The following is a 14,443-nucleotide window of genomic DNA, read 5'->3' on the forward strand; positions in this document are numbered from 1 at the left end:
CACACCGACCCGGCGCGGCTCGCGGCTGGACCGTGCTGCTCGTCGGGATGCCGCGGACCGTTTGTCGTCGAGGTCGCCGCCCCGAACCACCGCGCCCGGGCGGATCTCCAGGCCGGGAGGTCCGTCGATCGGTTCCGGTGAGGATTCGCAGGGAGCTGTGGCTGGTCGGTGCCGGCTCTCACCGCGGCGCCGGCAGACATCTCAAACGGCGGGCGTGTTCGTGAGCGCCGCGCCGCGGGAGCGCAGGACTGCCAACAGCCGGGCCTGTTCGGTCGGGGTCAGATCGGCGGTCGGGATGCTCGACGTCCGGATCTTGCGGTCGGAGAGCCCGTGGTGCGAGAGCAGGATCTGTCCACGTGCCCGCCGCACCGCCTTGATCGCCGGCCAGGGCAGCGTGTCCGTGGAGAAGCCATGGGCGGTGTGCACACCCACGGCGTCGATCCGGTAGGCGATCGGGCCTCCGATCTTGTGGGCGTCCCGGGTCACGACCTGCTGCGGCACCGCGAACATCATGAACGGCATCCCGACGACGCAGCCGACCAGGATGGGTAGCACCCAGCCACCCGGATTGCCGGCCCGGTACAGCAGCGCGGCGAGGGCCAGCGCGACGGCCACGACCCCCATGGCGATCGGAAGCAGCGAACGCCGTATCGATGCCTTCACCAGCTTCGGGTCCGTCCGGGCCTGAAAGGTCAACTCCCCCGCGTCTTCCATGCACGCATCATAGAGATGATCTTGGTTGCCCACTCCGGGGAGGTCGAGGACCCGCACGGCGATGCCGGCGGTGATCCCAGGACGAGACGACGAGACGGGACAGAGGCACAGATCGGATCCGGCCGGGGCGACCGCCGTCAGCCGAGAGTGGCGATCGCCTCGGCCACCCGGACGCGGAGGGCGCTGGGGAGAGGGGCGTATCCGGCCTGTTCGGCGGCCCTCTGGCCGGGTGCTCCGGCGGCGTAGGCCAGGAAACTGCGGGCCACGTCGGAGATCGTGGTGCGGCAGACCACCTCGTAGGTGACCTGGACGATCGGGTAGGCGCCGGCCGTCGCGGCGGTGTAGTCGATCTCCAGGCGCAGGTCCTCGGTGACGGTGGCGGAGGCGATCGTCTGGGCGGCGGACCGGTCGGCGGCCTCGGCGAAGCTGCCGTCGGGGGTGCCGACACGGACGGTCGGGAGATCGGTGACCCGGGCGTACGAGGACTCGACGTAACCGATCGCGCCATCCGTCCGGGCGATCGCGGCGACCACGCGGTGACTGCCGCGCTCACCCACACCCCCCTGGAGCGGCCACTCGCTGCCGGCGCCGTGGGGCCAGTCGGACGGGGCGGCCGCGGTCAGGTAGCGCAGAAGGTTGGCGGTCGTGCCCGAGCCGTCCGCGCGGTGGATGGTGCGGATCCTGGTGGACGGCAGGACCGTGCCGGGGTTGTCGGCGGCGATGGCCGGGTCGTTCCAGGTGGTGAGGGCGCCGCTGAAGATCCTGGCGATGGTCGGCGGTGTCAACCGGAGGTCACCGACGCCGGCGACGTTGTAGGCGAGCGCGATGGGGCCGATGACCAGGGGCAGGTGCACGACCGGGCCACCGCATCGGGTGCCGGCGCTCTGCAGGTCGGCTGCGGTGAGCGGGGTGTCGGTGCCGGCGAAGTCACCGGTGCCGCCGAGGAACGCTTTGACACCTGCCCCGGAGCCGGAGCTCGTGTACTCGACGGCGGCGCCGGAGCAGGCGATCTGGTAGGCCTTGATCCAGGCGTTCACGGCGTTGGTCTGGGCCGACGAGCCCTGCCCGGTCACCGAACCGGAGGCGCAGGCGATCGACGGCTCCGGCTCGGCGGGCGTGTCACAGGCGGTCAGGGCCAGGACGAGCGGGGCCAGCACGGCGAGGGCTCGCAGCCGCATACCTCTATCACCTTTCCATGGGAGGTCGACACCCCTCAGCACGGACCGAACGGCCGCCACGACGAGGTGAACACCCCTCAGCGCGGACTGAACGGGCGCCGCGCGAAGGGTGCGGGAAAGCGGACCGGCCCCAGCGTCCCCGAAGCGAGCGCGGACGGATGCGGGGTGGGCACGGGAGTACGGGTCGCGCGGAAGCGCGGGACGGCGTGGATGCCTCATCGGTATTCGGTGAGGCGTGGCCGTACCGCCAAAGGTAGTAAGGCCAGGACCAGGGCCAGGAGGATAGCCGGGATGAAGGACCAGCCGGTCAGCGTGATCTCCGCGGCGCGCAGCGCCCGGTCGAAGTCCTGGCGGCGGGTCTCGGTGACCTCGGCGATGGACGCGTCGAAGTAGGCGAAGTCGAAGGCCGCGTCGCCGCGCCGGATACCGGTCAGCAGCCGGACCGCCTCGTCGGTCCGGCCGGCGTCGGCGAGAGTGAGAATCCGCTGGTGGACGGCTTGATAGGCGGCCCAGCGCCCGGTGGCGGCCGGTCCGGCCAGGCGGGTGAGGCCGTCGCGGGCCGAGGCGGCCGAGGTCACCGGCGAGGCGGCGGTGACCTCGCGGCCGGCCCGGTCCGTGGAGGGGATCCTGCAGGTGGGCTCGCCGGTCAGGCAGCCGGACTTGGCGGTGAAGTCGTCGCGGTAGTAGGAGAGGTTGGCCGACACCAGGTAGCGGCCGGTGTCGGCGGCGGCGTCGTAGCCGAGCGCCCGCAGCTCGGACAGGGCCAGGTAGGGGCCGAGCCCGGTGTCGCGGCCGTCGGCGAGCTGCCGGGACTGCAGTTGCAGCACCACCGTGGCGGCGATCGCGAGCAGCAGGCTGAGCGCGGTCGCGGCAAGCAGCGCCGGGTTCCACAGGCGGCGGAAGCGGCGGGCCAGCCAGACCTGGAGCAGGATCAGGAGCGCGACGAGGGCACCGCCGAGGAGGACGGCGACGGCGGTTCCGGTGGTCTCGGTGGCGGACTTCCGGGCGTACGCGTCATCGAGGCGCTGCTGGCTCTGCTCACGTAGCTCCTGGGCGTCCGGCAGCAGGCGCTGGTGCAGCAGGTTGGTCGCCTGTGTCCAGTAACCGAGCCGGTCGGCCCCGGAGGGTGCGGCGAGGGCCTGGCCGATCCGCTGGCGGTAGACGGCCAGCCCGTCGGTCAGCCGCAGGGTGATCGCGCTGTCGGCGTTCGACTTCTGCAGGTCCTGGTCGGCCTGGTAGCCGCGGGCCCGGTAGACGCCCAGCGCGTCGATGCGGCTGCTCGCCAACTGGTCGCTGTCGCCGGCCAGCAGGATCCGGGTGACCTGGGCGTCCAGGTCGCTGAGGGCGAAGTAGAGGTCCGCGGCGGTGGCGGCATGTGGCGCCGCCTCGCGGCCGATGACCCGCACCTGGTCGCGGACGCTGATCATGAGGAGGGTGAGAACGGTCAGCAGCACGACGGCCACAGCCGCCGTGACCGCGGTGAACAATCGCAGGAGCCCGGGTGTGTCGCGCCGGATCTCTATCGCTGGCACGCCGCAACGGTAGGCCATTACCGCAATTCCGCGACCGCGCGCCCACGCGTTCACCGTCAGTTCTCCGGGAGTCTATCTACCGGCCGTGAGCTGGAAAGACGCACTTCTGGGAGCGCAGCGCCGAGAGCGGATCAATGGTGATCAGCGCATTCTGATCGGCCACTTCGGTGATCCGCCCACCGGAGAACGGCAATTTGTTGTCGTTCGATATCGCGACGGGGTCAGGCCTTCACCTTCCTGGCTGGTGCGGGCGCGGTGTCGTGACGCGGCAGGGTCAGCGGATCGGGCAGTTCGTGGGCGGCGCTGAGCCCGTCGGCGTGCCGGTGCAGACGGCCTTCGGCGACCAGATCGGCGACCAGGGCGGTGAGCCGGGCGTCCAGCTCGATGGACCGCCGGGCCGCCCAGCCGTAGAGCCGGCCGGTAGCGGCGAGCAGACCGTCCACGTCGATGGCTCCGGCGTCGGCGACCAGGTGCTCCAGGGCGACCCGCAACTCGGCGTCGGCGATCTGGTCGGCTTTGCGGGCCACGTCCTCGGAGCGGAGCCGGACCGTGGGCACCAGCTGGCCGGGGTCTCCGAGGAAGTCGTCGGCCCAGGTCACGTCGCCCTTGGCGGCCAGTTTGGTGATCGCCGCGTCGATGGCGGCGCGGGCCTGCTTCGTGACCCGGGTCAGAGCCCACTCGTCGCGCATCCGCTGCAGGGCGATGCTGATGTGCACCGGGCCCTCGACGGCGGCGATCCGGCGGACCGCGTCGGTGATGCGCCGCGCGGTCTCCGGGGACGCCAGGCTCGCGCCGTCCGGCAGGGCGGTCAGCCTCGCCTTCCGGTACGGCTGCGCCCATTCCTCGGGGCCGTGCTCCGGCTTCGGGGCGGTCTTCTTCGCCGGTCTGGTGCGGGTGGCGCGTTTGCGGGCGGGCGGCGGCTCGGTGGTGAACTCGGGCGAGACGAAGACCGGCTGGGCGATCGGCAGTCCCTCGACGACGGCCGCCGCGACGCGGGCCGCCTCGGCCTCGGCGGCGCGGGCTTCTTCGACCCTCGCGGCCTCGACCCGGGCGGCTTCCACCCGCTGGGCTTCCACTCGCACGGCCTCGGCACGGGCGGCCTCGGCACGGGCGGCCTCCGCGCGGACGGCCTCGACACGGGCGGCCTCCGCGCGGGTGGCCTGCACCCGCTGGGCTTCCACTCGCACGGCCTCCGCGCGGACGGCTTCGGCGCGCTCGGCCTCGGCGCGCCGCACGTCGGCCCGGCTGAGACGCTCGAAGGTGGCCCGTACGACCCGTGGCTCGTCGAACTCCCCGAACTCGCCGAAGTCCTCGTACTCGCCATAACCGGCGTACTGCTCGACCTTCTCGGCCCGCGTCACCCGCTCGAACACCGCGGGCTGCACACGCGGGCCCTCCTCCTCGGCCCGGGTGACCCGCTCGAAGATGGCGGCCCGAACCCGGGGCTCCTCCTCCGGCTCCTCATCCAGGTCGTCGGTGGTCGCCGCAGGCGTCTCCGCCCGGATCTCCGATTCCTCGAAGACCTCCTCAGTGGGTACGATCTCCGCCGCCCACTGCTCGGCCGTGTGCTCCTCGACGTCGCCGAACCCGGCGAGGTAGGCGTCGGTCTCGTCGTCGAGGGCGCCCAGCGCGTCGACCGGGACGACCTCCTCCTCCGGCTCGTGCAGTGCTTCCGGCTCGGCCGGCTCCTCCGGCTCGACCTCCGCCACCACCTCGACCGTCTCGACTGCCTCGACGGTTTCGACTCTTTCGACCGCCTCGACGGTCTCGATCAGCTCGGGTTCCAGCGGCTCGGTCGGGGCGTACCCCTCCTCGGTGTGCACGAGGGTGACCGGTTCGCGCAGCTCCTCCTCGGCCGTCGCCGGCATGGCGGACCCGTCCAGTTCGGCGGCCTGCTCCTCGGGCGGGAACTCGGCGAGCGCCTCGTCGATGGCCGTGCGCAGCCGGCGCTCCTCGTGCTCGCGGTCCAGGTACCAGGCGGTGCCCCAGATCCGGTGCAGTTTCCAGCCCAGGCTCTCCAGGACCTGCTCGCGCAGCCGGTCCCGGTCACGGGCGGCGGGCGCCGAGTCGTAGGTGGTGCCGTCGCACTCGATGCCGAGGGCGAACGGGGCGTTGCGCCGGGCCGAGAGGCGGACCGCCAGGTCGATCCGGAACGCGCCGGTGCCGACCCGGGTACGCACCCGGTAGCCCCAGGCCCGGATCACGTCGCGGACCGAGTCCTCGAACGGGGTCTGCTGGTCGGGACGGGGGTCCTCGAGGTTGAGCGCCGCCTCACCGCGGGTCGCGTAGTCGAGGTAGGCGGCGAGCGGCCGCAGCTCCTCGGTCTCCGGCAGGTCGCGGCCACGGACCGTGGAGATCACCTCGATCCGGCGGGACGCGCGGGTGGTCGCGACGTTGAGCCGCCGCCAGCCGTCCGGCCCGGCCAGCCCGCCCAGGTCCTCGCCGACGGCCAGCAGGACCACGTCACGTTCGTCGCCCTGCACGGTGTCCAGGTCCTTGACGAAGAACCCGCGCAGCCGGTCGTCGTCGGGCGGCACCACCATGTCGGCGACCGCGGCCTCGATCCGCATCGCCAGCTCGGTGGTGCAGGCGATGACACCGAGGCTGAGCTCGGGCCGGGTGACGAAATGGTGGGCGACCCGGCTGGCGACCAGGTCGGCGAGCCCCGTGTCGCCGTTCTCCGCGATCGCCGGGAACAGCTGCACCCCGGTGTCCGGACCGGCCGGGCCGGCGGGCGGGAACGTGTTGAGCATGCCCTGGTAGAAGGTGTGGTTGGCGAAGGCGATCAGCGACTCGTGCCGGCTGCGGTAGTGGGTGCTCAGATCCAGCACGGGGAACGCGGCACAGCTGATCGCCAGGTCCAGGACGGACCTGCCCTCTCCCGGGGTGGGCAGGGCGGTGAGCTGCCGGTCGTCGCCGACGGCCACGAACGACGCGCCCCGGTAGATGCAGGTGATCGCGTCCGGGACAGGCACCCGCGAGGCCTCGTCGATGATGACCACGTCGAAGGTGAGATCGGCCGGGACCAGCCGGCTCACGTCGGCGGGGACGGTCAGGAAGCACGGCTTGACCGCGAGGGTGGCGTGCCGCGTCCGGCCGATCAGCTCGCTGACCGGCAGTTTGCGGCCCTGCTGGGCGGCGGACGCCCGGAGCAGCGCGGCCTCGGCGGCAGCGATCCCGGACGGCTGCATCTCGTCGACCGCGTTCATCACGTCGGCGGACGCGGCCCGTTGCAGCCGCCCGTCCCAGACCCGGAACTCCTCGACGAGCCGGTCGCGGGCGGCCGCGTCCAAGGGTGGGAGCCGGTCGTCCTCGCGGATCACGGTGTCCGCCCACGACTGGAACAGGGCCCGTCCGAGGACCGGCAGGATCTGCTCGACCGCCAGGTCCTCGCGGGCGCAGAAGTCGACGGCCGCGTCCAGGCCGTGCTCGGCGAGGACCTCGCGGGCCGCCTGGTAGTCGAACCACTCCTGCTGGCCCTTGCCGTCCTCGAGCAGGGCCTGGAGGAGCTGCCGGGCGTGCTCGTAGTCGTCGAGGGCCGTGGTGAGCTGCGCGTGGCGACGGGGTGCGAAGGCGCGCAGGATCCAGTCGCGGGCGGCCTGCCACTCGGCGACCCGGGACGGCAGCGTGTCGGTGGGCCGCGACCGGCCGAGGGCCTCGACCTGCTCGGCGGTGAGTGCGGTGTCGACGCCGACCCGGATGCGCCGGGCCTCCGCGGTCCACGCCATCGCGGTGGCCAGGGCCTCCACGTCGGTCTGGTTGCCGCGGTACACGGTGCCGAGCACCTTGGCGTACTCGCCGGCGTTGGCCGCCAGCGCCGCGGCCGCGTCGGCGGCGCTCTCCCGGAGCAGTCCGACGGCGGCCGACTCGGCGAGCGTGAAGTCCCGCCCGGCGGCGACGCTGTACGCCTGGACCAGCTCGGCCGTGGCGGTGAGCGGCTCGACGTGCGCCCGGAGCCAGGTGACCGCGTCGTGGATGGGCCCGGCCGCGAGTTGCGGGCGCGGGGCCGGCTCGGGCGCCGGGCGCAGGGCCGCGGTCCACCTGTCGAACTCCTTACGCGCCTCCGAGACGATCCGGATGATCGCGCTGTTCGGGGTGGCCGCGCTGACCCGTTCGATGACCGCGGGCAGGGCCTCCGGCGGGGTGACCCGCAGAACCTCCTCGGCGGTGCCCAGGGCGTTGCGGATGGCGTCGAAGTCGGTGTCCAGGCGCCTCCAGTGGCGGCCGAGGATCCGGCCGTACTGTCGCTCGGCCTCGTCGAGCTCGGTGAGTGCCTTCTTCCAGGCCGCCGCGGCGGCGAGGTTGGCCACGGCCTGCTTGCGTTTCACATCCGGCCGGGCGATCTCGGCGGCCGCCTTCTTGTCCCGCCGGTACGGCGCCCGCAGCTTGCGCAGCCCCTTGTGCACGCTGGCGAACCGGTCGGCCAGCTCGTCGACCGGGTGGGCGAGCGCGCCCTCGTTGAAGTGCTCGCGCGCCTTGCCCTCGGCGGCGCGCACCACGTCGACGGCCCGCTGCAGCATCCGGGCGGCGGTGTGCGCGGCGGCCATCCCCGCGGCGTCGAACCATCCGGCCTCGGGCTTGTCGGCCCGGGACAGCAGGTCGACGATGGACGCGACCCGGCCGATGTCGGAGAACGCGACCACATTGGGCAGCCCGAGCCGGGCGGTGACCCGGTCCAGGCTGTGCTGATGCTGTTCGAGCCGGTCGGCCTCGTCGGCGAACCGGCGGGCCAGGCCGCGGGCCTGCGCGGCGGTGAGCGGCAGCAGCTCCACAGCCGGCGGGTCGAGGTGCACGAGGCTCGGCACGATCGGCAGCTTGCCCGGGGTGGGCAGCGCCGACCAGGTGACACCGGCACGCGAACGGACCGCGTCCTCCGCCTGATGCAGCGACTTGAGGTGGCGCAGCAGACCCTCGGCGGCGCGGGCCACCGGTTCCAGGCTCTCCAGGGTGAGCCACTCGTCGACGGCCTCCGGCGGCCGGCGGGCGGCATGCCCGATCAGGGTGGTCAGGGCGATCGCGTCGGCCAGGTGCCGGGCCCGGAACGCGGAGGCCAGCGGGTCGTCGCCGGCCGCCGCGATGAGGTGCTCGAGGGCGGTCTGCGCCTGGTGCAGGCGGGCGTCCAGCCGGTTGCGGTCGACCACGTCGCGCCACAGGAAGGCGTCACCCTGCAGGGCCGGGCGCCAGGATCTGCCGAGGCGTTCAGCGGCGTCGCGGACCTTCTGCAGGGACTGGGTGGTGAGCGGGAGCGGCAGGACCGGCGGGACCGGGGCGGCCGGCACGTCGGTCATCTGGGCGCACATGCCGAGCACGTCGTGCAGCCGGTGGCCGAGGGGCTCGCGGACCTCGTTCATCGCCTCGGCGTACGCGTTCAGACGTTCCCGATGCTCGCGCAGCTCCTGGCGCTCGTCGGTGGACAGGCTCGGCGGCGGCAGCGGGATGAAGTCGAGCGCTGCGGCCAGGGTGGACGCCACGTGGTCGCGCCCGGTCTGGTCGCTGTGCAGTTCGAGGAGGTAGTCGTCGAGCCCGGCGTGGGCCAGCCGGTCCTTGACCACGTCGAGGGAGGCCGCCTTCTCGGAGACGAGCAGCACCCGCTTCCCGGCGTAGATCAGCGCGGCGATCATGTTGGCGACGGTCTGCGACTTGCCGGTGCCGGGCGCCCCGCGCATGACGAAGCTGCGCCCGGCCATCGCGGCCGCGATGCACGAGCGCTGGGTGGCGTCGGCGTCCAGGACCAGCGGGATGTCGTCGGGCGCGGCCAGGTCGTCGATGCGGCGGGCGCTGATCGGCTCGAACTTGAACGCGTCGATCTGCGAGCGGGCGTCGGTGGCCAGCGCCCGGATCACCGGGTGCGCCAGGATCTGCCGCTCGTTGTCGACCAGGTCCTGGTAGACGACCTCGCGGTGGACGGTGAACCGGGACAGCAGGATCGCCTCGTCGGTACGCCACTCCGGGTGCTCGCTGATCGCCGCGTCCAGACGGGCCCAGAAGACGGTGACGTCCAGCCCGGTCAGGCCCTCCACGGCGGGCAGTTCGACACCACGCGACTTGAGACGGACGGCGAGGGCCGGGTTGACCAGCGGGTCGTCGGGACGGGCCCGCAGCCGCGGATAGTCCAGCGGGTCGGAGTCGACCAGGTCGACCGGGATGAGCAGGATCGGGCTGGCGTACTCCTGCTCGTCGTCCTTCCAGTGCAGCGTGCCGAGCGCCAGGTAGAGCGCGGAGATGCCGTATTCGAGCTGGTCGCGGTGGTCGATGCGGCGCAGGGCACGCAGCGTGGTGTCCATCTCGGCGTCGGTCATGTGCGTCTGGAACACGCTGGCGGTCCGCGGGCGCGGGCCCTCCTCCTGCTCCTCCACGCCCAGGAAACCGCACTCGCGGCCCTGTTGCAGGGCCTCGAGCACACCCCGCGGCGACGGACTGTCGATCGCCACCACGCCGGGACCCCACGGATCCGCGTGGATCAACGGGTTGGAGGCGGTGAGATCGAGCAGACCGGCACGCCAGCTCTCGAGCACTCCCCGGACACGCGCATCCGGCCGCCCGGTCAACCCGTCAGCTTCATCCCACCGCATTCGCCCATTCCAGCAAGGCGAGGTGGGTCACCGTGGTGGTTTTCCGGGTTAATCCGACGTATCCGGCCCAGAAAGCCTCCCCAGAGGGTCAGTCCCAGGCCGGGACCCACCACTGCCAGCCCGTCGGGGCCAGTGGCCAGGACGGGTCCGGCCGCCATCCCTCGGGGGGATACCACCCGTCCGGCGGCAGCGGCCAGCCCGGCGGCACCACGAACTTGATGCCGGTCGGAGCGGGCGGGATCGCCGGGTGCTGGTTGCCGTCGGCCGAGACCGCGGCCAGGGCGCCGGAGTTCGCCTTCACCACGGCGGCGAGCGCCGGGATGACCGTGGTCTCGGCGATCGCCTGCTGCTCCTGGGCCTCGGTGTAGGAGGGCGTCGCCGGACTGACCGGGTGGACGCCCATCGACGGGTCGGTGAGCAGCGCCCCGTCGGTCTGCCGCACCGGTGTGGTGGCGGGCGGCTCGAACCGGGACCCGGACACGTACGGCGCCGAGTAGCTGCCGGCGTTCCAGGCGGGCGGGCTGACGTTGTTCCACGCCGGCGGGACGGCCGGCGAGGCGGGCGCCGCGCCCGCACTGTTCCACGCGGCCGGCTCGGCGGCAGTGTTCCACCCGGGCGGCTCGGCGGTGTTGTTCCACGCCGGCGGCTCGGCGGCGTTGTTCCACGCCGGCGGCTCGGCGGTGTTGTTCCACGCCGGCGGCTCGGCGGTGTTGTTCCACGCGGCCGGCACCGCCGGAGAACCGGGCGCCGCACCCGCGCTGTTCCACGCCGGCGGCACCGCCGGGGAGCCGGGCGCGCCGGACGGGACGGCGGGTGAGCCGGTCGACTGCGCGGGGACGCTCGGGGACACCGGGTTGACCGGCAGGGAGGACGGCGGGAGCGGGGCCACCGCGGGCATCGACGACGGCGGCGACGCCCAGCTGGGCAGCGCGTCGGCGGGGGTCACCCAGTTCGGCACCAGGCCGCCGGAGGCCGGGCCGCCGGTCATCAGCCCACCCGGCATGCTCAGGCCGGGCACCGCGGAGGCGCCGGGAGCGCCGGACGCGGCGGGCGCCAGCGGGGGCGACGGGGAGACCGGGGTGGGGCCCGGCGTGACCGGTCCCGTGCTGGCCACGCCGGGGGCCGGGACGCTCGCCGTGCCGCGGCCCGCCGACGGCGCGGCGGCCTGACGGCTCGGGCCGGCCTGCCAGCTCTCCGGCAGGTCCTGGACACGGGCGATGTAGAGCATGACCTCGGTGGTGCCACTGTTGCCGCGGACCATGGCGCGGGCCGCGGTGACCAGGCCACGCTCGGCCAGGTGCCGCAGCACCGGGGACAGCTCGCCGCTCATCTTGGGGCTCAGGTCACCGACCCGGGCGTCGCCGATCCGGATCTCGACCAGGTGGTCGGCGGTCTCGTGCAGGGTCACGTACGCCCAGCACTCCCCTCCGGGCGCAGCAACGGCACGAGCGCGTCCAGCGCCTGATGCTGGCCGACGACCTGTATGGCCGAGCCGGACGGGAGCAGCCGGTGCTCCTGTGCGGGCGGCGCGTTGACCGGCACCAGCATGTGCGGCTCGGCGAGGTCGAGGCGGATGGTGCTGTCGAACGCGGCGGGACGGCCGTCGGCGGCGCCCCACTCCCGGCCGGTGATCCGGGCGTTGACCTCGGGCAGCAGGCCACGGCCGTGGAGCGCGGAGAGAACCGTGACGTAGCGGGCGGCCTCCGGGCGAGGGAGGTGTCCGAGCAGGCTGTTGCCGGACCAGACCCCGACGGCGTTGCGGTCGTGACGGTTGTTGCGGTCGGGGATGAGCTGGACGGGGATGGTTATGTCGGTTCCGCGGGGGTCGAAGTCGTTGCCGAAGAGAGCACGTATCGCCTTCGCGTAGTGCGTCTCGCCGACCACCTCGGCACTAGCCCAGCCCGCTTGTCCCCAAAGGGGGAACCGATTCGCCACACGGGAACGCTAGTGTCTGCTTTCCGTCAGTCACCTCACCCGTACGGACGAGGGCGATCGTCCATACGTTCCGTATCCGGTCCACTCGCGAGAGCTACTGAGTTACCGTTCAGTTCCAGGCGATACCCGGCGACCCGTACGAAAAGGTCGCCGGGTGGAGCTTAAGCGCTGGTTAACGCAGCTTGACCACCATCTTGCCGGTGTTCTCGCCGCGCAGCAGCCCGAGGAACGCGTCCGGGGCGTTCTCGATGCCCTCGACGACCGTCTCCCGGGCGGTGATCCGGCCGGAGCGGAGCCAGCCGCCGACCTCGGCCACGAAGTCGGGCATCCGGTGCGAGTGGTTGCCGACCAGGAAGCCGCGCAGATTGATCTCCTTGCCGATGGTGGAGGCCAGGTTGCGCGGTGCGGCCGGCGGAGCGGTGTCGTTGTACTGCGCGATGGCGCCGCACATGGCGATCCGGCCGTACTTGTTCATCACGCTGATCGCGGCCTCCAGGTGGTCGCCGCCCACGTTGTCGAAGTAGACGTCGATCCCGTCCGGCGCCGCCGCCTTGAGCTGGTCGCGGACCGGCGCGTCCTTGTAGTTGAAGGCGGCGTCGAAGCCCAGGTCGTCGATCAGGTGCCGGGTCTTCTCGGTGGAGCCGGCGCTGCCGATCACCCGCTTGGCGCCGCGCAGCCGGGCGATCTGGCCCACCACGCTGCCCACCGCGCCGGCCGCGCCGGAGACGAAGACCGTGTCACCCTCCCGGAACTGGGCGATGTCGAGCAGCCCCGCATACGCGGTGAGGCCGGTCATGCCGAGCAGCCCGAGGTAGGCCGAGAGCGACGGCGCCGCGCCCGGGTCGACCACACGCACCCGCTCGGCCTCGGTCACCGAGAACTCCCGCCAGCCCAGGCCGTGCACCACGTGGGCGCCGACCGGGACGGACTCCGCGTTCGACGCGACGACCTCGCCGACCGCCCCGCCATCGAGCGGCTCACCCACCTGGAACGGCGGCATGTAGGACTTCACATCGTTCATCCGGCCCCGCATGTACGGGTCGACGGACATGTAGACGTTGCGGACGAGCACCTGGCCGGGACCCGGCTCGGGAACCGCCGTCTCGGCGAGCTCGAAGGTCTCGGCGGTCGGCCAGCCGACCGGACGGGCGGCGAGGCGGATCTCTTTCATCAGGGCTCCCAACAAGTCGTCGTTACTTATCGACAGTACGTCGAAAAACTCGACACCGCGTTACCGTGTTCGGATGAGCACACCTCCGGGCCGGCGCCGGGGACCCAGCAAGGGTGACCGCCGGGAGCGGGCCATCCTGGAGACCGCACGGGACCTGCTGGCCCGCAAGCCGCTCGCCGACATCACCATCGACGAGCTCGCGGCGGGCGCAGAGATCTCCCGGTCCAGCTTCTACTTCTACTTCGACTCCAAGCTGTCGGTGCTGGTGGCGCTGCTGCACGGAATGGCCGGTGAGCTGGGCCGCGACGCCGGCCCGTGGCTGGACGGCACCGGGCCGGACGCGACGGCGCTGCGTGAGGCGCTGACCCCGCTCGCCCGGCTCTGGCGCGAGCACGGCCGCATGCTCGCCGGAGCGCTTGCCGCAGCGCCCGGCTGCCCGCCGCTCGCGCAGTGGCGTGCCGGGCTGCGGTCGGGCCACGTGGAGCGGCTCGCCGCCCGCATCGCCCGCGACCGGGCGGCCGGCCTCGCCCCGGCCGGGCCCTCGCCGGAGGTGCTGGCCGGGCTGATCGACGACCTGCGGACCGCCGCGCTGGCCGGCAACGCCGAGCCGGAGGCCCTGGTCGACGACCTGGTCACGGTCGAATTGCGGATGATCTACGGCGATTTCGCCGATCATCACCCGGCCGGGTGATCGCGAGCGCACCCTGGGAGCATGCGTATCGGTGTCATTGGAGCAGGTCAGCTCGGCGGCACACTGGCCAGGTGGTGCGCCGAGAGCGGGCACGAGGTCGCGGTCACCTCGCGGCATCCGGAGCGCCTGCGGACGGCGATGGACGGCGAGGGGCTGCGGGTCATGTCGATCCCGCAGGCGGCCGCCTTCGGTGACGTGGTGATCTTCAGCCCGAACTGGTCGTCCGCGCACGAGGCGGTCGACCTGACCCGGGGCGTGATCGCCGACAAGGTGGTGATCGACGCCACCAACCCGGACGCCCCGGACGACATCTCGGGGCTGGAGACGCTGATGGACTGGGCGCCCGAGGCGCACTGGGCGAAGGCGTTCAACACCGTCCCGGCCGAGGTGCTGAGCCGGCGGCGCGGGCACGATCCGCTGCTCACCGAGTACGTCTGCACCGACGACCGCGAGGCGCGGGCGGCCACCTCGATGATCATCCGGGACCTCGGGTTCGCGCCGGTCTACGCCGGCGGGGCACACGCCGCGCTGCTCACCGAGACCGGCGGGCCCCTCCAGATGCGAGAGGTCGACGTCAAGGACGCGACCGACGTGCTCGCCGAGGCGCTGGCCGTCCTGCACTAGCGCCTCCGCGGTCCAGGTCCACGGCC

9 protein-coding genes are annotated in these 14,443 nt (G+C 72.9%); 2 read left to right on the top strand and 7 right to left on the bottom strand.

What is annotated here, in order from left to right; translation table 11 throughout:
• Nucleotides 1-201 precede the first annotated feature (201 nt).
• The 7 genes from ACQPZW_RS36255 to ACQPZW_RS36285 form a co-directional block, all read right to left on the bottom strand.
• Complete coding sequence (locus tag ACQPZW_RS36255) at nucleotides 202-714, bottom strand: hypothetical protein (protein ID WP_433790510.1); 513 nt, start codon at nucleotides 712-714, stop codon at nucleotides 202-204.
• A 137-nt stretch (nucleotides 715-851) separates the two neighbouring features.
• Complete coding sequence (gene pstS / locus ACQPZW_RS36260) at nucleotides 852-1,892, bottom strand: phosphate ABC transporter substrate-binding protein PstS (RefSeq protein WP_433790511.1); 1,041 nt, start codon at nucleotides 1,890-1,892, stop codon at nucleotides 852-854.
• A 215-nt stretch (nucleotides 1,893-2,107) separates the two neighbouring features.
• Complete coding sequence (locus ACQPZW_RS36265) at nucleotides 2,108-3,424, bottom strand: hypothetical protein (RefSeq protein WP_433790512.1); 1,317 nt, start codon at nucleotides 3,422-3,424, stop codon at nucleotides 2,108-2,110.
• A 221-nt stretch (nucleotides 3,425-3,645) separates the two neighbouring features.
• Nucleotides 3,646-9,996, bottom strand: coding sequence for a DUF4011 domain-containing protein (locus ACQPZW_RS36270; protein WP_433790513.1), 6,351 nt, complete (start codon nucleotides 9,994-9,996; stop codon nucleotides 3,646-3,648).
• An 88-nt stretch (nucleotides 9,997-10,084) separates the two neighbouring features.
• Entirely contained in the window at nucleotides 10,085-11,404 is a 1,320-nt protein-coding gene (locus tag ACQPZW_RS36275; protein ID WP_433790514.1) for a hypothetical protein, read from the bottom strand.
• Nucleotides 11,401-11,880, bottom strand: a complete 480-nt coding sequence (locus ACQPZW_RS36280; protein ID WP_433790515.1) for a hypothetical protein — start codon at nucleotides 11,878-11,880, stop codon at nucleotides 11,401-11,403. The genes ACQPZW_RS36275 and ACQPZW_RS36280 overlap by 4 nt, the downstream gene beginning before the upstream one ends.
• 223 nt (nucleotides 11,881-12,103) lie before the next feature.
• The gene (locus ACQPZW_RS36285) at nucleotides 12,104-13,102 is read right to left on the bottom strand and encodes an NADP-dependent oxidoreductase (RefSeq protein WP_433790516.1); all 999 of its coding nucleotides are present in this window, start codon (nucleotides 13,100-13,102) and stop codon (nucleotides 12,104-12,106) included.
• Nucleotides 13,103-13,175: 73 nt separating this feature from the next.
• Here ACQPZW_RS36285 and ACQPZW_RS36290 point away from each other — a divergent pair, with 73 nt between their 5' ends.
• Nucleotides 13,176-13,793 carry a TetR/AcrR family transcriptional regulator gene (locus ACQPZW_RS36290; RefSeq protein WP_433790517.1) on the top strand — a complete coding sequence of 206 codons (618 nt, stop codon included), beginning with the start codon at nucleotides 13,176-13,178 and terminating at the stop codon, nucleotides 13,791-13,793.
• A gap of 21 nt (nucleotides 13,794-13,814) precedes the next feature.
• Nucleotides 13,815-14,417: an NADPH-dependent F420 reductase gene (locus ACQPZW_RS36295; RefSeq protein ID WP_433790518.1), complete on the top strand. Its 603-nt coding sequence runs from the start codon at nucleotides 13,815-13,817 to the stop codon at nucleotides 14,415-14,417.
• The last annotated feature ends 26 nt before the right edge of the window (nucleotides 14,418-14,443 follow it).

It is taken from the genome of Actinoplanes sp. CA-252034 (assembly GCF_050956125.1).
Taxonomy (GTDB): Bacteria; Actinomycetota; Actinomycetes; order Mycobacteriales; family Micromonosporaceae; genus Actinoplanes.

Excerpts from the sequence above, each read along its gene's own strand:
- ACQPZW_RS36255 (WP_433790510.1), bottom strand. The coding sequence starts at position 714 with ATGGAAGACGCGGGGGAGTTGACCTTTCAGGCCCGGACGGACCCGAAG.
- pstS (WP_433790511.1), bottom strand. The coding sequence starts at position 1,892 with ATGCGGCTGCGAGCCCTCGCCGTGCTGGCCCCGCTCGTCCTGGCCCTG.
- ACQPZW_RS36270 (WP_433790513.1), bottom strand. The coding sequence starts at position 9,996 with ATGCGGTGGGATGAAGCTGACGGGTTGACCGGGCGGCCGGATGCGCGT.
- ACQPZW_RS36285 (WP_433790516.1), bottom strand. The coding sequence starts at position 13,102 with ATGAAAGAGATCCGCCTCGCCGCCCGTCCGGTCGGCTGGCCGACCGCC.
- ACQPZW_RS36290 (WP_433790517.1), top strand. The coding sequence starts at position 13,176 with ATGAGCACACCTCCGGGCCGGCGCCGGGGACCCAGCAAGGGTGACCGC.
- ACQPZW_RS36295 (WP_433790518.1), top strand. The coding sequence starts at position 13,815 with ATGCGTATCGGTGTCATTGGAGCAGGTCAGCTCGGCGGCACACTGGCC.